Source organism: Psychrobacter sp. T6-6, assembly GCF_052258185.1.
GTDB lineage: Bacteria > Pseudomonadota > Gammaproteobacteria > Pseudomonadales > Moraxellaceae > Psychrobacter.
In genome coordinates this window covers 337,462-354,997 of the sequence record NZ_JBQQEX010000003.1, presented here as the reverse complement: position 1 = coordinate 354,997, position 17,536 = coordinate 337,462, and the positions used below count along the sequence as shown (strand labels likewise).

The window sequence follows — 17,536 nt, the reverse complement described above, 5'->3', positions numbered from 1 at the left end:
GTACTTTGGTCTTATTTAGACCTATGAATATTGCAACTGATGAATAGCGCTATGCCGTCCAAAATGCTTCCGTATTAGTGCTTTTTTAGACGTGTTTTTAGACGCGCGCCAGTTTACCTTATTTTGGGTGCAAAGCCCACGTATAGAACCAAGTAGACATCAACACATAATGATTATTTAACAAAGATAAGCAGACGACTTTGCCACCAAGCCTTGCAATTTTATATGTGGACACCATTTATCTAGACATGAACCACGAACTTGACTTTACAAGTCTGGGGAACGAGGAAGAATATATGAGTGAACATAAAATAACCCAAGACAATATCGACATTGATGTTGACGTTTCAACAACTGACGTAGAAAACAACGAGGCAGATACCTCGTCAACTGATACGCAAGAAGCAGCAACGACTGATGCCAAAGATACTGATCTTGATGGCAGTACGCTTACTGATACTGACAACAAAAAAGCAAACGATGATCAAGACGAAAGCTATCTGCCACTACTGGCATTACGCGATGTCGTCGTCTATCCGCACATGCAGATTGCCTTGTTTGTAGGACGCGCACCGTCTGTAAAAGCTGTTGAGCTGGCACAAGCTGAGTATGGCAATAAGGTACTGGTCGTCGCCCAAAAAGACTCACTGACCGAAGACATTGATCAAGACAACTTGTATCAATACGGTACGGTGTGCCGCATCGTCAGCACTATGCCGCACGATAGCGATGAGAACTGCATTAAAGTACTGATCGAAGGTCAATATCGCGCCCGTGTCGACAACATAGAGGGCCATGACGAGTTATTGATGGCAAGATTTGAGCGTGCCGATCTTGATATCAGCATGGATGAGAGCCAACAGAAAAATACCATCCAAGCGTTGACCACACTGTTTGAAAGCTATGCAGATGCGCGTTTGCGTAATGCTCGTGAGCTGACTCGCGTTGCCAAGCGTATTGATGACTTGCTTGAGCTGGTGTATTTCATCTCAACTCGCGTGTCGATGGATCTTGATATCAAGCAGTCGTTCTTAGAAGAAAACGATATCAAAACACACATCAACACTTTGACGGAATATCTGGTCAAGCAAAGTGCTGAGCAAAACATCGAACAAGACATTCAAGATGCGGTTCGTCAGCAGATGGAAGACAATCAGCGCGAATACTTCTTGAACGAGAAGATGAAAGCCATCAAAAATGAGCTGTCAGATATGAATGACGGTGCGTTCGATGGTGAAGATGACGTGGCTGAGCTAGAGCAACGTCTCGAAGATGCTGATCTACCAGACGATGTACGCAAAAAAGCAGAGCAAGAGTTTAAAAAGCTCAAAATGATGCCACCTGCGTCCAGCGAGTCATCAGTCGTACGCAACTATATTGAGTGGATCTTAGATACGCCGTGGAATGCGACGACCAAAGTGTCTATTAATCTAGATAAAGCCAAAACGGTATTAGACGAAGATCATTATGGTCTAAAAGATGTGAAAGACCGTATCTTGGAGTACCTCGCCGTACAATCACGCGTGAAAAAACTGCGTGGTCCGATTCTATGCCTCGTCGGTCCTCCAGGTGTCGGTAAAACCTCATTGGGTGAGTCAATTGCCCGTGCAACGGGACGTAAGTTTGTGCGTATGGCGCTTGGCGGCGTCCGTGATGAAGCCGAGATTCGTGGTCATCGCCGCACCTATATCGGTGCGATGCCAGGTAAAATCGTCCAGTCATTGGCCAAAGTAGAAGTCAAAAACCCGCTATTCTTGTTGGATGAAATCGATAAGATGGCGCAAGACTTCCGTGGTGATCCAGCGTCGGCATTGCTTGAAGTATTAGACCCATCACAGAACGATACTTTTAACGACCATTACTTAGATATGGACTTAGATCTATCGCAAGTGATGTTTATCTGTACTGCCAACAGCATGGATATTCCTCCTGCCCTGCTTGACCGTATGGAAGTCATTCGTCTGCCGGGTTATACCGAAGAAGAAAAGGTCAATATCGCGCAGAAGTACCTGGTACCAAAAGCAATTAAGCAAAATGGTCTCAAAGAAGGTGAGATTGAGATTGTTGAGGCGGCATTACATAGTATCGTCCGTAGTTACACGCGTGAAGCAGGTGTGCGTAACCTTGAGCGTGAAGTCAATAAAATCTGCCGCAAAGTAGTTCGCGGTTCAGTTGAAAACCACGGCGCGCGTGCTCCGAAAAAAGCGGAACGTCAGCTCGTCACAGTTGATGACAAGAACATTGATGACTATCTAGGCGTGCATCAGTATGACTACGGCCTAGCAGAAGAAGAGCCTGAGATCGGTCGTATCACTGGTCTGGCGTGGACACAGGTCGGTGGTGAGCTGCTCACTATTGAAGCGGTCGCTATGAAAGGTAAAGGCGAACTTAGCTTTACCGGTTCACTAGGAGATGTGATGAAAGAGTCGATTCGTGCGGCTATGAGCGTGGTACGTGCTCGCGGTGAAAGCCTCGGTATCGATTACGAGACGGTCAAAACCACGGACATTCACGTGCATATGCCAGAAGGCGCGACGCCAAAAGATGGTCCTTCTGCTGGTGGTGCATTAACGACAGCATTGGTATCTGCAATGACGGGGATTGCTATTCGTCCAGATATCGCGATGACAGGTGAGATTACCTTGCGTGGTAAGATCCTACGTATCGGTGGTCTCAAAGAGAAGCTACTTGCAGCGCATCGCGGCGGCATCAAGCACGTCTTGATCCCAGCAACCAATGAGCGTGATTTGGCGGATATCCCTGATAACGTCAAAGAAGGTTTGACCATTCAACCAGTCGCTACGATTGAAGAGATATTAAAGGTTGCCTTGGTCAGTATGCCAAAGCCACTGAAGCCTGCAAAAGTAACGGTTGATAAAACCTCAGGTAAAGCGCTACATAACTAATTGCGTATTGGTTAGTTAACTCGAAAAAGCAAAAAGCCGCTCATCACAATGATGGGTGGCTTTTTTATGCTTATTAGCCGTTCGTTTACTAATAGCTTATTCATTACCAACTCGTGTTTTTTGAGTAGTCCAATGTATTTTGTTATTCAATTAATTTCGTAAGTTTTTTGTGCCATCTGATTTTGTAAACCCATACGAAACTTACATATATTAACTGATTGTTGCGCATTTGATGAATAACTACAAGCATCGCTTGGCTATACTGACCCTGTTGTTAACGAATATTGATACTTGTTTTAATACAAAAACAGTTCTGAATATTTGTAACTTTGACGACAGCTACAATGACGATAATTACAATAATGAATAAAACAATCGGAGATAATAATGAATAAGACAATGCTAGCAAGTGCCCTACTATGTGGATCAGCGTTGGCGATGACTGGTTGCCAAACGGTACAAGACCAAATGCAAACGGGTAACCCTTTGGCGCAGCCTACCCTAAAATCAACCATCAACACAGTAAGCGGTGACAAAAAAGAAGTCGGCCAAGTCTTTCTACGTCCTGTCGATGGCGGTGTACAGGTCTATGGTAAGCTAATGAACTTACAACCAGGCCAAACAGTCGCGCTCCATATTCATGAAACAGGCAGCTGTGCCGACATGGGTAAAGCGGCAGGTGGCCACTTCAACCCTGACAACAACCCACACTCTAATCCAGATGATATGAATGGTCATGCAGGCGACTTGCCTAACTTGACAGCCAATGAAGACGGCGTCGCTACTATTAATTATGTAAACAAAAAGATCACTGCTGATGAAGCAGGTAAATATAGCGTCAATCGCTTAGCCTTTATCGTTCATGCTGGTACTGATGACTATACCAGCCAGCCAGCAGGTGATGCAGGCGATCGCGTTGCTTGTGGTATTATCGAAAAGAACTAATAGCATCTACACTTAGCTATTATGGATAGCACAAAAAGACCTCTTAGCATCTAAGAGGTCTTTTTTATGCTCGATAGAAAAACTTATTCTTCTACCCACTCGCCTTTACGCCAGTACACACCCCAGCGTGTGGCTTTGCCATTCTTTTCAGAGCCGATATACTGCTCTTTTTTCTTACGTGACCAGCGCAAAATAGTTGGATTACCATCTGGATCTTCATCTGGCCCTGCGAACAGATACTGGAACTTATCTTCCATTTTATCTTTAACATCGCGTAGCTCAGCAAGCTTTGGTGCGCGGGTCTCACGCACTTTTGGGAACTTAGAAGCCGCAAGGAACATGCCAGCCGCCCCTTCACGCAAGATGAAGTAATCATCATGCTTGGTCGACTTGAGCTCTGGCAGATGGATTGGATCCATACGCGGCGGCGCAGCTTCGCCTGTCTTTAGTACCTTGCGTGTGTTGTCGCAATTCTGACAAGCAAAGTAAGGACCAAAGCGACCTGTCTTTAGCTCCATTTGCCCATCACACTTGTTACAGTCGATGGTTGGCGCATCTGAGCCGGGTACTTCAAATTTACCTTCTTCTAGGATGTATCCATCGCAATCAGGATTGTTGCCACAAATGTGTAATTTGAGACCACCATCAACGATATAACCATTCATCGCTGTGCCGCATTTTGGACAGCGTTTTTTCTCCATCAAATCTTTAACTTCTGCCGCTTCATCATCACCTTCTGGATCATCCAAGTTGGCAAACGCTTCAACAGGCATCAAGTTTTTGGTGCCTTTACAGCGCTCTTTTGGCGGCAAGTTGTAGCCCGTACAGCCTAAGAATACACCAGTTGAACCTGTACGCAGCTGCATCGGACGATCACAAATATCACAGTGAACATCTGGCACATCAGTTGGATCATTTGGACGCATACCGTCTTTTTCTTTGGCACGCTCAAGCGTTGTTTTGAACTCGCCATAGAAATTATCGAGCACATCTTTCCAATCTTGATCACCTTCTGCCACATGATCGAGCTTGTCTTCTAACGCCGCAGTAAAGGTATAGTCCATTAAGTCTGGGAAGCTAGCCGTCAATCTATCCGTGACGATATCACCCATTTTTTCGGCAAACAGGCGCTTATTCTCAAGCTTCACATAACCGCGATCTTGAATGGTTGAGATGATTGAAGCATAAGTCGATGGACGACCGATACCTTTTTTCTCAAGCTCCTTGACCAGACTCGCTTCGGTATAGCGCGGCGCAGGCTTGGTAAAGTGCTGACTTGGATCTAGTTTATCTAGGTTTAACTTATCGCCTTTTTTGACATCGGGCAATAAGGTATCGTCAGTCTTGGCTGGTGGCATCACTTTTGTATAGCCATCAAATACCATGGTACGACCACGGGCTTTTAGCTCGACATTATCGGCACCAACAAACAGGTTCACTGATAGATATTTGGCAGGTAGCATCTGACACGCCACAAACTGACGCCAGATCAGCTCATATAGACGAATGGCATCGCGCTCCACGCCTTTTAGCTGCGTTGATTTCATGTTGACGTTAGAGGGACGAATCGCTTCATGCGCCTCTTGTGCGCCTTGCTTGTTGCCATAGAAGTTTGGCTTTTCTGGCACATACTTTGCGCCATAGCTGTCTTCGATATGACCGCGGACCGCAGCAAGTGCATCACCAGACAAGAATGTCGAGTCGGTACGCATATAAGTAATATGCCCCGCTTCATACAGACGCTGCGCCAAAATCATGGTCTTTTTGACAGAGAATCCCAAACGCGTACTGGCGGCTTGCTGCAAAGTTGAGGTGATAAAAGGTGCGCTTGGACGCGACTGCGTTGGCTTCTCTTCACGCTCTTTGACAATAAAGTCACTGGCTTTGAGTATCTCTAAGATTTTATCGGTCTGCTCTTTATTGCCAAGCTTTAAGGTTTTGCCGCTTTGCTTGGTCGCCTCTAAGCGTATGCCGATTTGTTCAGCGTCTGAGGTTTTTTTGGCTTTGTCATTAGCAATATGCGTATCCGCATGAATCTGCCAGTACTCTTCTGGAATGAACGCGCGAATCTCATGCTCACGCTCAACGACCAAACGCATAGCGACTGACTGTACACGACCTGCTGATAGTCCGCGAGCAATCTTTTGCCATAACAGTGGCGATACCATAAAGCCAACCACACGGTCTAAGAACCTGCGCGCTTGCTGCGCGTTCACACGGTCAATATCGAGCTTCGATGGTTGTTTAAAGGCATTTTGGATGGCAGATTTGGTAATCTCATTAAACACCACGCGCTGGTATTTGCTATCAGCACCGCCGATGACTTCTTTTAGATGCCAAGCAATCGCTTCCCCTTCTCTATCCATATCCGTTGCTAGATAGATTTTGTCAGCGTCTTTGGCGAGTGCTTTGAGCTCTTTAATGACTTTGGTTTTGTTGGGCAGGACTTCATAGACAGCTGCCCAGTCGTGCTCTGGGTCTACGCCCATACGGCGTACCAGCGCTTGCTGTGCTTTTTCTTCTTTGGTCAGACTGTCATCTTTTTTAGCAGTCGTCGCTTTCTTTGCGCTCTTACTTGCACTGACTGGCAAATCGCGGACGTGACCGATACTTGAACGTACGACAAAGTCATTACCAAGGTATTTATTGATCGTTTTTGCCTTGGCTGGTGATTCTACGATTACCAAAGACTTGCCCTTTGGGCTATCAGCAGTCGATGCTGCGGCTTTTTTGGTTGTGGTTTTTGCCATATTTGACGACACCATAATATAAGTAGATTAAAAGTAAATTTAGCAGCACAGCGATTTATGGAAGCGGATACTCATAGTTTTGCTATGGTTCAGCGATTTATAGTAATAAGTGCTGCTAATAAAAAAGGTTATAAAACAAATTATAACCATAAAATAAAGATATAGTTATAAAGACGTTACACTGCTAAGCGTCAAAATGTCAACTTTAAATAAATTGAATATGACGAATCGCATATATATTGCTCTTAATGGAGACAAACAAATGCTTTACTAGGTTTATGACTGCTGCTGCATTTGTAATGCCCATTTTTCAAGGTTTGCTTTGAGCACTAGCAGATCTGCCTCAATCATTTTTTGCTGGTACGCAGGATTGGATGATGGACGCACATACGCAACGTCTTCCCAATAGATGACAATACTATTCGCTTTGGTCAATAGCCCTTTAACAAACGGCTCAATACTTACTGGCAAATCTAATGACGCTTTGTCCAGACTAAAATTGGTCTTACTGACCGTTACTTTCTTGCTTTGAGTGGCGCGAATGGCACTTGGAACAGTTAGTATCTTGTCGTCAGTACTGGTATCGACAAAGCTGCTGTCTGGGCGCCACTGTCCGTCAATCACCTGATAACGGGTGTGCGGCAGCTTGGTCTCTTCTAATATCAGGCAATACTGCCCCAGCATACCGCGACCATACTCATTATCCTTCCCCTTTATCCAATCAGGACAAGTAACAAGTTTTGGGTTTAACTGTAACCGACGCGCGGTCATACGCAGCTTATCCAAACGCTGATCGATACCGTTCGGTTTGAGCGCCATCATACTCCCTAATACGAATAGTACAATGACAATACCAATCAATGTTCCCATGATGCTCTGACCTTTTGACTAAATAAAAGTGAAGCTAAACACTATAAGTGTACCTACCGCGACTGCTCGCTACTGTCTGTGCAAAGCGTAAAAACTATTGTCTTATAAATAGTGAACGCACAAGCAATGTAGTACTGTTTTACCTGCTCAATACCGAATAACAGATAAGGGTATAGCAAGGCTTATAATGAGCCCAAACCCTGAGAAATCAAGCATAGTAGCTCATCCATGGCGCAACAGACAGCGTTACGCCTCACTGCCCACTCATTAATTACGCTGTTAAATCAAAAACTTAACGTATGCAATTAGATGCATCATAGTCCCATGCAAAAACCAGATACAAAACATGATCGGCGCAAAAAAGTGCTATGATAAACCATAATTTTAAACGCGCGCAGGTTTATTATGAATAATCTTATTAAGTCAAACTCATCAAGTACTTATAGCCCAAATAAACTGGCGGGTAAGATTTTTAGCAAAACGGGTATTAGCCTGTCATTGCTCGGTGCCGTTGTACTGACACTATCGGGCTGTGCCACCACCCAAAGCCTGACGCCCCAACAATGTCAAAGCAGTAATTGGCAGGACGTTGGTTATGCTGATGGTCTACAAGGGCGCTCAGGCGCTTACTTTGGTCACTATACCAACAGCTGTGCTAGCGTAGGCGGCGCTAGCCCCAACCGCATACAGTGGGAACAAGGACGACAGCAAGGGCTCAAAAACTACTGTACCGAGCTAAACGCCTATAAGATTGGCCGCGAAGGCTATGATTGGCAGCCTGTCTGTCCACTAGAGGGTATCGAGAAATTAGAAGAGGCTTACTCTCAAGGGCGCTACTACTATATTCGTCAGCGCGATCTAGACTACTTGCGATCGCCTTACCCATTTGGCTATGGACATGGGGTCTTCGGCTACGGCTATCGCCCATTTGGTTATGGCTGGTAAATGGCTAGTAAAAAGAAAACCTCACTGATGACTTAATTTGAGGTTTAAGTCGTCAATGAGGTTGGAGAAAAACTTATTATTTTAATTGTTCTTTTTATTGCGGTTATGGTCGTTCTACTGATTGGCTTTTTGTTCTATCTAGCCCGCTTTTTGCTATAGCTATGTGATTTGTCACTAAACACTTCGGCATCGATACGGCACTTTATTATCGACATTGTTTTATAGATATTGCGCCTTATAGACATCATGAGCCACAACTATGATTCACAAATAGCTATAGCTTTTGTGAGCATAATAGCCCTTATAAGTATAGTGTCTACTTCCTACCTGCCACTATTGAGCACCAAGACTATTCATTGACGAAAGCAATTTTGGTCAGTCCAGCGTTACTTGCCGCTGCCAAGACTTGAGCGACCGTATCGTATTTGCCTTCTTTATCTGCACGCAACTGTACTGGGGTATCTTCGTCGGTTGCGCCTTGCTGTTGTAGACGCGTCTCTAGCGCTTGCATACTGATTGGGTCGCTATCCCAAAATAGTCCTGCATCCTTATCAATACTGATCTGAATGGCTTCTGGCGGGGTCTGACTGACCTCAGCGCTGGTTTTTGGCAAATCTAAAGGCACCGTCGGGTTCAGTACGGTTGCGGTCAATAAAAAGATAATCATCAATACCAGCATGATATCGATGAGCGGGATGAGGTTCATCTCATCCATGCTGCGTACATCATCATCACCCAATTGAAATGCCATAATTATTCTCAATACTTGTGTTTATTTTCATACTGCTAAAAGGCTGCGCCGTACTTATTCGCTGTTTAGCATTTGTGCTTTACACCCAAATACCGCGCTGCTTTCACATCTCTATCCCGTATCTCAATACTTCTTATAGCTGTTCTGGCACTGAGCTATTGTAGTGATTGGTTTGCTGATCGTTGGTTGCTGTTTCGATCGTATTTGAGCGACTGGTTTTTGCGGCTTGCACTGATGTTACGCTAGCATTCGTATCGGCAGATACTGCCAGTAGGTCATGTGCTCTATCGTTGGCTTGATACATGATGCGGCGATTGATCCGTACCGCTACGTTATAAAATATGACAGCTGGAATGGCGACAGCGATACCTAGACCCGTCATGATCAGTGCCTCACCAACAGGTCCTGCAACTTGTCCTAGTCCTGCCTGCCCACTCATGCCAATATTGTGTAGCGCATGAAAGATACCCCATACGGTCCCGAACAGCCCAATAAATGGGGCGATGGCGGCTGTTGTACCAAGAATAGGTAAACCACGCTCGCTAGCAAAACGATAGCGGCCTATGTGCTTGAGCAGTGTCTGCTCAGTAATCAAACGTCGAGCCGCCGAATCAGAGCCGACCAAGTCAGCTTGCCTAGCTTGCAACTGTTGGCTCAAGTCGTCTGCCACACTGCTTGCCAATTTGCGGCTTTGCAGCACACGTACGATACCCGTCACCCAAGAGAGAATAGATAACGCAAGCAACAAAAAGAACAATGTTTTTGTCACCATGTCACTGATTTGCCAGTATTGCATAAAGTCCATGTCAGACTCCTTAATGTGTAATGCAAGCACATGCTACTGAGATAAGTATCATGTTTAGTCTTATTATGAAAGATTATCAATAAATACGTTGTTATAAAATATAAACCATCAAGGAACCGCGTAGCTGATCGGCAAGGTTACATTACCCACGACCGGTACACCATTCTTGGTAAAGGGTTTGAACTTGCCAGAACGTACCTGACGCTGGGCTTCTCGATCTAGCAGTGAGTTACCTGATGACTGAGCAACGCTAACACTGTCTATCCCGCCTTGCTTATTGACTCGCAATACTAGAACCACGTTGAGTGTATCTCCTGATCGGGCGCGACGTGCCGCACGCTCAGGGAAACTAAAGTTCGGGGCAGACGCCCAATTGGCCGCGCTAGCAGTAAAGCTCACTGGCTCATTACTCTGAGCTGCAGCTTCTGCCTCGGCTTTCGCTCGTGCAGCCGCCTCTGCTGCATCTTTAGCAGCTTTTGCTTGTGCAGCGGCTTTGGCATTTGCAACTCTTCTGGCTTCTTGGGCAGCTCTCGCGGCTTTGAGCTCAGCTTCTTTGAGTTTAGCCTTTTCGATTTCAGCCGCTTTTGCTTCAGCGTCTTGAGCGGATTTTTTTGCTTGCGCGGCAGCTTCTTTGCGACGTTCATCAGCAGCTGACGTATCAACTATCGGTTCTGGGCTTGTCTTTTTTGGCACTGCTTGTTCTGGCAGAGGTTTTTGACTGCTGTCAGGAGCATTCTGCTCTGTTGCGATAACAGGCACCGCTTCAGTTGCTTTCTTTTTCACAACAGGTTCTATGGGTGTCTCGACACGCTGTTTGGGCGGCGTCTCAGTTTTAGGCAGTGTTGTAGACTGCGGTTCTACTGTTGGTTGCGCTGGTTTTTGGACGCTGACTTCTTGTGGCAATACTTCAGCTTTGGGCGCTGCACTTTTGGTAGGTAACGTCACAAACTGAATTTCAACAGGTGGTGTCTCTGTTTCTGGCTCAGGTTTTATTGTAGGCGTTTTTATGGTTACCAATGCAAATGCTGTCAGCAGATGTAACCCTACCACTGTGATGATGGCTAACAGTATCGATCTGATTGGCGGCGCGTCTAACTCTGTTGAACTCATAACAGCCTAATATTTATTGTCCAAGACGGAATGGCGTAGATAATAATGCAAACGATAATTATTATCAATAATAATTTACAATATTTTCTCCTCAGAGCCATATCCATTAAGCTCTCTACACGCCGCCCTATAATTGACTGAAGCATTTACTTTGACTATGTACTGCAGTTATATCCAACCTTGAGTAAGCAGATACCCCTATCGGAACGTGACATTAGCAGCTCACTTTTTGGGCAGCTGCCTATTCTTTAGGCAATCATTTATTGGTAATAAAAACCATTATCATTATCATTTTTATTGATAATGAGTCTCAATTAATTTATCATAACGGCTGTTTTATTATCCATATATTTTCGTAAGACGATAAATGTAACTATGCTCAATTTATAACAACAATATTAAGTAAAGAAATTGAGTAGAGATAGGAACAGGTACGCTATTGGGAAATTTTGAGTCTACGCCCAGTAGTGACTTGTTATTGTTCTATATTTTTATTAGTCAATAATCATTATTATCTCACTAAAAAATCACCCAAACACCTGATATCCCGAGTTCATTATGTCTATTAGTTCACTATCAACACGCCCTACCAGCCCTTTTTTTAAACGTCCCTTATTGACAGCTATGATAACCGCTTTAGTCGCGACTCTCAGCGTGACAGGTTGTAGCTCAAACGAAGCCAATGATTCTGAACCAGCCGATGCCAACACTGCCAACCAGACGGCTGATGAATCATCAAATGTCGCCAGTAATGATGCGGTCTCTGCCGAAAAGATTACGGTAAATACCGTAAAAGGCGATGTCGAGATGCCCATCAACCCATCACCACTCGTCGTGTATGACATGACGTTGATGCAAGATTTGGCAGCATTAGATGTGGCTGTTGACGGGATGCCTGGCGGGATGCTTTTGGATAACCTACACTCCGACACGCAGCCTGAACCAAAATCAGTTGGTACGGTGTTTGAGCCAGATCTTGAAGCATTGAATGCGATGCGCCCGCAAGCTATTTTGGTTGGCTCACGTATGGCAGAAAAATACGATGAGTTATCAAGTATCGCGCCGACGTTGGATATGAGTATTGATACAGCCAATATCTATGAGTCCAGTAAGCAGCGCCTGCATGACTTGGGTGCTTTGTTTGGTAAAAGCGATCAGGCGGCCAAACTACAACAAAACATAGATGACCTCATCGACGAGACCAATAGCCTCACCGAAGAAAACAAAGGTACTGGTCTGGTCGTTATGGTTAATGGCAACAAGATGTCTGCTTATGGCGACAAGTCTCGCTATGGCTTTATCCATACTGTGCTAGGCGTACCAATGGCAGACAACCAAATTGCTGATGCGCCTCATGGTCAGCCAATATCTTTTGAATACTTACAAAAAGCCAATCCAGATTGGTTGTTTGTCATCGACCGTAGTGCGGCAATTGGCGAAGACGGTATTGGTGCCAAAGCCGTATTGGACAATCCATTGGTCGCCCAAACCAATGCGTGGAATAAGCAGCAGGTAGTCTATCTCAGCCCAGACTCTTACCTTGCGTTTGGTGGCTACTATCAATGGATGCAAGATCTGACCACTATTAAAGGTGCTTTTGCTAGCGCCAAATAACGGTTAATTAGACGTTCACCTTCGATCAGTCGTCCATGTTCAGTCAGTCACTAATCATAATCACTAAGCATAGTCACTGTAATGATCTTTTATTTTTTAGCCAGTAGAGATTATGTCGTTATTTTCACACCGTACTCACGCTAGGCTCAAACCTAACACTTCTTTGCCAACATCATCTTGGCAAAGAAATGCCAGCCATAACCTAGGCACAGAAGATCGACGTGCTGCCATACCGCCATGGTTAATAAATACCGCAAGCCTCATTGTTATGGGGCTTTTGGTGCTAATGAGCTTATCTATTGGGGTGGCGGACTTTTCGTGGTCAGGTATTTTGCAAAGCATCATTAGCCATAGTGCCAACTCTGACAGTTCACTGCTAATGGTCAGCCGTATACCACGCACCATTGCGATTATCTTGACTGGTGTTGCGATGGCTGTGGCTGGGATGATCATACAGGTGGTCCTAAAGAACCGTTTTGTAGAGCCGTCTATGGTTGGTGCCACCCAAAGTGCGGCGCTTGGTTTATTGGTGGTCAGTCTGCTATTTCCTGCCAGTGCACTCATCATAAAAATGGGCGTGGCGACTATTGCCGCTGTAGTCGGCATGATGCTTTTTATGCTACTGATTCATCGTATACCGCCGACTGATTTTTTGATGATTCCGCTGATTGGGATTGTCTTTGGCGGCATCATTGAGGCGGTGACGACATTCATTGCTTATCAAACTGAATCGCTACAGATGCTCAGCGTGTGGCAGTTTGGTGATTTCTCAGGCGTATTGGCAGGTCGCTATGAGCTGCTATGGCTGACAGGCGGTCTGTGTGTGCTCGCTTATATTATCGCAGACAAACTAACCATCATCGGTCTAGGCGACAATATCGCACTGAACCTAGGTATCAGCAAGCGGCAGGTCACATGGATCGGCGTGGGAATGGTCGCGATGATGAGCGCTGTTGTCGTCGTGACTGTCGGTATGATTCCTTTTATTGGCTTAATTGTACCCAACATCGTCAGCCGTCTGATGGGTGATAAGTTACGTCGTAGCTTACCAGCCGTTGCCCTACTCGGCGCTTCAGCGGTATTGCTGTGCGATATTATCGGTCGCTCTATTCGCTATCCGTTTGAGGTCCCTGTCGCCACGGTCTTTGGCGTGGTGGGTACGGTGCTGTTTTTGTGGTTGTTATTACGTGCGCCATCTGAGCGATAGCGGATTTAATACTAAGTGCTCAATGCCTTAAAAGCTGAATGACCATCGCTTATTTTTTATTACTAGACAGGCTTGGCACCATAGGATTTTGTATGTTCTCATCGACTAAGCTTACTTCCACCAAGACTGATGCTACCAAAACTAGCGTCGCGATAGATAATTCATCTTTAGCAAACGGTCAGTATTCAGCCGCTGCACAAGGTCAGTTGGCAAAATTTTGGGCATTCATAGCGGCGCATCCAAAGTCTATAGCAGCTGTCACCCTACTGATCTCCATAACTTTATTTTTGACGTTGAATGTTAATGGCTACTGGGATTTTGCGCTACCACTACGGGGCAAGAAACTGTTGGCATTGATGGTGGTTGGCTATGCCATTGGCGTATCAACCTTGCTGTTCCAGACATTGACGCATAACCCTATTTTAACGCCTTCCTTACTTGGGTTTGACTCACTCTACGTACTGCTGCAAAGCTTGCTAGTGTTTTTTTTGGGTGCGATTAGTTTTACCAGTCTTGACCCTATCGCCAAATTTACGCTAGAGATTGTCCTAATGTTTGGGGCGTCTTTGTTATTATTTAAGCTACTATTTTCTAAGAGCAGTCAGGATTTGACGCGCTTGATACTGGTGGGTGTTATCTTTGGTGTGTTGTTTCGCAGTTTATCAGCGCTCATTGCACGGCTGATAAACCCCGATGACTTTATAGTCGTACAGTCTGCCAGCTATGCTCAGTTCAACACGGTCAATCCACAACTGCTTGGCATTAGCCTGATTATCTGTGCCATCATGGCAGTATTTGTCTGGCGCTGGCGCTATCAGTGCGATGTCCTGATGCTCGGTCAGTCGCAAGCCATCAATCTTGGTATTAATTATCAACGTCTGGCATTCGGTTTATTAACTATCATTGCCGTACTGGTCGCTACTGCCACCGCATTAGTCGGTCCAGTGACTTTCTTTGGGCTATTGGTCTGTGCGCTGACCAATCGTATGGCTCGTCATATGTATCATAGTGAGCGGCTAATCCTGGTTAGCTTGGTTGCTATGATTTGCTTGGTACTGGGGCAGACTATTTTTGAGCAAGTGCTAGACATGGCAGGCGTATTGTCCGTCGTCATAGAACTGGCAGGTGGCTTGATGTTCTTGGCATTGATATTTATGTCTCAGCGCCGTACGTCCTGATCGATTAGCCAGCATTATTATTTAAAGCTCATACAAGACCTTTTTGAGATAAGACGCATTATGATTCGACTAAATAACATCTCTCACCATATTGGTAAGCAGCAAATCCTACATGACATCACGCTGTCCTTGCCTACTGCGCAGGTCATTGCGTTGATTGGCCCTAACGGTGCGGGCAAATCGACATTGTTTTCGGTGATGGCGCGCTTGCAACCACTACAGGCTGGACAAGTAAGCTTTGGCGAGCATGATATTGCCAGTTGTCAGGCGCGTACGCTTGCCAAGACCGTCGCTATGCTTGGACAAGACAATCAAGTACAAGGACGCCTGCGCGTACACGAGCTGTTGATGTTTGGTCGTTACCCTTATCATCAAGGACAACCAACCGCAGACGATGTGCAAAAAGTCCAAGAGATCCTCGAACGCTTTGAGCTTGAGCCACTTGCCGAGCGTTTTTTGTCAACGCTATCAGGTGGACAGCGTCAGCGCGTACTCATTGCCATGATTGTCTGTCAAGATACACCCTATTTGCTACTTGATGAGCCACTCAACAACCTAGATATGTATCATGCTGGTCGCCTCATGCGCGAGCTGCGCACACTTAGCCATTCTCAGCAAAAAACCGTAGTAATCGTCCTGCATGATATCAACCAAGCGGCGCAGTTTGCCGATACGGTGGTTACGATAAAATCAGGTCAAGTGACTGCTATAGGTCGTCCTGCTGAGGTCATTACCCAAGAGACAATGAAAGATCTGTACAACGTTGATGTTACGGTCCTAAACCATCAAGGTCGCCCCGTAATTGTTGATACAGTTTAGAGACTGGTAGTTGATTGTTTAGAGACTAGTAGTTGATTGCTCAGTAATCAGACGGCTCGATATCCTGTCAGTACGCATACCGCTACATCTGTATCGGCATTATATTTAGCCTATCAAACGTACTGACATATCTCAGTGATAACCACTATCTACTTTTTTGCAATGCTTTTAAGCGCTGTCGTCGACCTTTCCACCACAGATAGACGCCTGTCACTGATAGTACTGCTACGGCCAGTCCAATCATCGCCAAGAATACTTGATACAGTCTATGTCCCCAGCTTTGACCGATATGTCCCATATGCAGGGTAGATAACCATTGGTCTGCCTTAGTACCAAAGGTAGTTTGATACCCAAAATTGACACGCTCAACCTTGCCTGTCGCCGCATCAACCGTGATAGATGACGCCCCACCTTTTTCACCAATATCTTTATTTGTTTTAAAGCGCATTTGCCATTGTTTGTCTTCTTCAACCCAGCGGATACCTAATAGCTGCTGTACCAATACACCATTCTGCTTAGCAGCTATCTCGGCTTGCGTGCTTAGATAGGCAATGCTATTGGACTTGCTGACAACTTGCGTGCTTATATTCGCGTCATTTGTACTATTGCTAACAGGGGTATTTGAATTTGCCATTCTCTCTGTTCTACCCTGCTGCTCCGCTGATTTGTTCTGCTCAGGCTTAAAGGTTGGTCGGCCCTCTCTTGGTGTTAGCCCGACCACGGCTTGCATCACTGGTTGATAGACGGATTTTAGATTAAAGCCGACGCTCGACCATGCAATGACGAACAACATGACCCAAAGCCATAAACCAAAAGCATGGTGCAAATCATAATTGAGCTTAAAAGTATTGGTCTTGCGACGAATCTTCCAAGCAGGTAGCCAACGCTTAAGGAATGACGCCCGTTTTTTATTGGAAGGCGGCTTGTTTTTGGATGGTTTGATGGCTCGTGGAAAGGTCAGATAAAAGCCAATAAAGCAGTTAATCGTCCAGACCAATGAGACAATACCCAGCACCCATTTGCCAATATCACCAAGCAGTAAGTCGCGGTGCAACCAAAACACCTTCCACATGGTGTTGTTCCATGCCCATGCATCTTTGTCACGCGTGCCAATGATATCGCTGGTATAGGGATTGATATACACTTCTTGGAATGCTGGTTTTGGTTTATTACCGCCCTTGCCTCGGCTCCTATCCACCGAAAACACCACCGCTTTATTGGGTTCTATAGATGTGGGCATACTGGAGAATTTTTGTGCGGGGTAGCTCGCTACAACCTTGTCATGCAGCGCTGCGATAGACAGAAGCGGTGACTTTTGGGCGTCGATACTGACCAGCTTGCGATTGAATACATCATCAAGCTCATGATGAAACGCCAGTAATGTCCCAGTGATGCTGGCAATGATCAAAAAGGCTGCCATAGCAAGCCCAGTATAACGGTGAATCCATAAACAGACTTGGCGCGGATTGAGTGAAGTCATGGGTCTTGGTTCTTTATTCATATAATATTTTAGTAGGTACTTATCAATAAGTGCTTATCAATGAGCATTTGTCAGTAGGCACTTATCAGTGAGTGTTTATTAGAAAATACGTCATCGCTGTTGTGATAATTTAAAAGCTAACCACAATAAAAAGTC

At 45.3% G+C, this 17,536-nt stretch carries 13 protein-coding genes; 7 read left to right on the top strand and 6 right to left on the bottom strand.

Annotated elements, in window-relative coordinates:
• The first annotated feature begins 296 nt into the window (after nt 1–296).
• Nucleotides 297–2,906, top strand: coding sequence for an endopeptidase La (gene lon, locus ACTXGL_RS07425; protein ID WP_443525944.1), 2,610 nt, complete (start codon nt 297–299; stop codon nt 2,904–2,906).
• A 387-nt stretch (nt 2,907–3,293) separates the two neighbouring features.
• Nucleotides 3,294–3,851, top strand: coding sequence for a superoxide dismutase family protein (locus tag ACTXGL_RS07420; protein WP_443525942.1), 558 nt, complete (start codon nt 3,294–3,296; stop codon nt 3,849–3,851).
• Between the two features lie 83 nt (nt 3,852–3,934).
• On the opposite strand, the gene topA is transcribed toward ACTXGL_RS07420, so the two are convergent.
• Both topA and ACTXGL_RS07410 read right to left on the bottom strand, forming a co-directional pair.
• Nucleotides 3,935–6,601 carry a type I DNA topoisomerase gene (topA, locus tag ACTXGL_RS07415; RefSeq protein ID WP_443525940.1) on the bottom strand — a complete coding sequence of 889 codons (2,667 nt, stop codon included), beginning with the start codon at nt 6,599–6,601 and terminating at the stop codon, nt 3,935–3,937.
• A 276-nt stretch (nt 6,602–6,877) separates the two neighbouring features.
• Nucleotides 6,878–7,471, bottom strand: coding sequence for a hypothetical protein (locus ACTXGL_RS07410; RefSeq protein ID WP_443525938.1), 594 nt, complete (start codon nt 7,469–7,471; stop codon nt 6,878–6,880).
• Nucleotides 7,472–7,876: 405 nt separating this feature from the next.
• On the opposite strand from ACTXGL_RS07410, the gene ACTXGL_RS07405 reads away from it, so the two are divergent.
• Nucleotides 7,877–8,416 carry a DUF2799 domain-containing protein gene (locus tag ACTXGL_RS07405; protein WP_443525936.1) on the top strand — a complete coding sequence of 180 codons (540 nt, stop codon included), beginning with the start codon at nt 7,877–7,879 and terminating at the stop codon, nt 8,414–8,416.
• 349 nt (nt 8,417–8,765) lie between these two features.
• On the opposite strand, the gene ACTXGL_RS07400 is transcribed toward ACTXGL_RS07405, so the two are convergent.
• From ACTXGL_RS07400 to ACTXGL_RS07390, 3 genes are all read right to left on the bottom strand, one after another.
• The gene (locus ACTXGL_RS07400; RefSeq protein WP_443525934.1) at nt 8,766–9,167 is read right to left on the bottom strand and encodes an ExbD/TolR family protein; all 402 of its coding nucleotides are present in this window, start codon (nt 9,165–9,167) and stop codon (nt 8,766–8,768) included.
• Nucleotides 9,168–9,300: 133 nt separating this feature from the next.
• Nucleotides 9,301–9,972: a MotA/TolQ/ExbB proton channel family protein gene (locus ACTXGL_RS07395; protein ID WP_443525932.1), complete on the bottom strand. Its 672-nt coding sequence runs from the start codon at nt 9,970–9,972 to the stop codon at nt 9,301–9,303.
• 108 nt (nt 9,973–10,080) lie between these two features.
• On the bottom strand, nt 10,081–11,082 hold the full coding sequence (locus tag ACTXGL_RS07390; protein ID WP_443525931.1) for an energy transducer TonB: 1,002 nt from the start codon (nt 11,080–11,082) through the stop codon (nt 10,081–10,083).
• Nucleotides 11,083–11,706: 624 nt separating this feature from the next.
• Here ACTXGL_RS07390 and ACTXGL_RS07385 point away from each other — a divergent pair.
• From ACTXGL_RS07385 to ACTXGL_RS07370, 4 genes are all read left to right on the top strand, one after another.
• Nucleotides 11,707–12,696 carry a siderophore ABC transporter substrate-binding protein gene (locus tag ACTXGL_RS07385; RefSeq protein ID WP_443525929.1) on the top strand — a complete coding sequence of 330 codons (990 nt, stop codon included), beginning with the start codon at nt 11,707–11,709 and terminating at the stop codon, nt 12,694–12,696.
• A 112-nt stretch (nt 12,697–12,808) separates the two neighbouring features.
• Nucleotides 12,809–13,903: an ABC transporter permease gene (locus tag ACTXGL_RS07380; RefSeq protein WP_443525927.1), complete on the top strand. Its 1,095-nt coding sequence runs from the start codon at nt 12,809–12,811 to the stop codon at nt 13,901–13,903.
• A 92-nt stretch (nt 13,904–13,995) separates the two neighbouring features.
• Nucleotides 13,996–15,081, top strand: a complete 1,086-nt coding sequence (locus ACTXGL_RS07375; protein WP_443525925.1) for an iron chelate uptake ABC transporter family permease subunit — start codon at nt 13,996–13,998, stop codon at nt 15,079–15,081.
• 60 nt (nt 15,082–15,141) lie between these two features.
• Nucleotides 15,142–15,900: an iron ABC transporter ATP-binding protein gene (locus tag ACTXGL_RS07370; protein ID WP_443525923.1), complete on the top strand. Its 759-nt coding sequence runs from the start codon at nt 15,142–15,144 to the stop codon at nt 15,898–15,900.
• A gap of 145 nt (nt 15,901–16,045) precedes the next feature.
• On the opposite strand, the gene ACTXGL_RS07365 is transcribed toward ACTXGL_RS07370, so the two are convergent.
• Complete coding sequence (locus tag ACTXGL_RS07365) at nt 16,046–17,380, bottom strand: PepSY-associated TM helix domain-containing protein (protein WP_443525921.1); 1,335 nt, start codon at nt 17,378–17,380, stop codon at nt 16,046–16,048.
• Nucleotides 17,381–17,536: the final 156 nt, after the last annotated feature.

Coding starts and splice junctions, on each gene's coding strand:
- ACTXGL_RS07400 (WP_443525934.1), bottom strand. CDS start 9,167: ATGGCATTTCAATTGGGTGATGATGATGTACGCAGCATGGATGAGATG.
- topA (WP_443525940.1), bottom strand. CDS start 6,601: ATGGCAAAAACCACAACCAAAAAAGCCGCAGCATCGACTGCTGATAGC.
- ACTXGL_RS07395 (WP_443525932.1), bottom strand. CDS start 9,972: ATGGACTTTATGCAATACTGGCAAATCAGTGACATGGTGACAAAAACA.
- ACTXGL_RS07420 (WP_443525942.1), top strand. CDS start 3,294: ATGAATAAGACAATGCTAGCAAGTGCCCTACTATGTGGATCAGCGTTG.
- ACTXGL_RS07405 (WP_443525936.1), top strand. CDS start 7,877: ATGAATAATCTTATTAAGTCAAACTCATCAAGTACTTATAGCCCAAAT.
- ACTXGL_RS07410 (WP_443525938.1), bottom strand. CDS start 7,471: ATGGGAACATTGATTGGTATTGTCATTGTACTATTCGTATTAGGGAGT.
- ACTXGL_RS07365 (WP_443525921.1), bottom strand. CDS start 17,380: ATGACTTCACTCAATCCGCGCCAAGTCTGTTTATGGATTCACCGTTAT.
- ACTXGL_RS07390 (WP_443525931.1), bottom strand. CDS start 11,082: ATGAGTTCAACAGAGTTAGACGCGCCGCCAATCAGATCGATACTGTTA.
- ACTXGL_RS07385 (WP_443525929.1), top strand. CDS start 11,707: ATGATAACCGCTTTAGTCGCGACTCTCAGCGTGACAGGTTGTAGCTCA.
- lon (WP_443525944.1), top strand. CDS start 297: ATGAGTGAACATAAAATAACCCAAGACAATATCGACATTGATGTTGAC.
- ACTXGL_RS07380 (WP_443525927.1), top strand. CDS start 12,809: ATGTCGTTATTTTCACACCGTACTCACGCTAGGCTCAAACCTAACACT.
- ACTXGL_RS07375 (WP_443525925.1), top strand. CDS start 13,996: ATGTTCTCATCGACTAAGCTTACTTCCACCAAGACTGATGCTACCAAA.
- ACTXGL_RS07370 (WP_443525923.1), top strand. CDS start 15,142: ATGATTCGACTAAATAACATCTCTCACCATATTGGTAAGCAGCAAATC.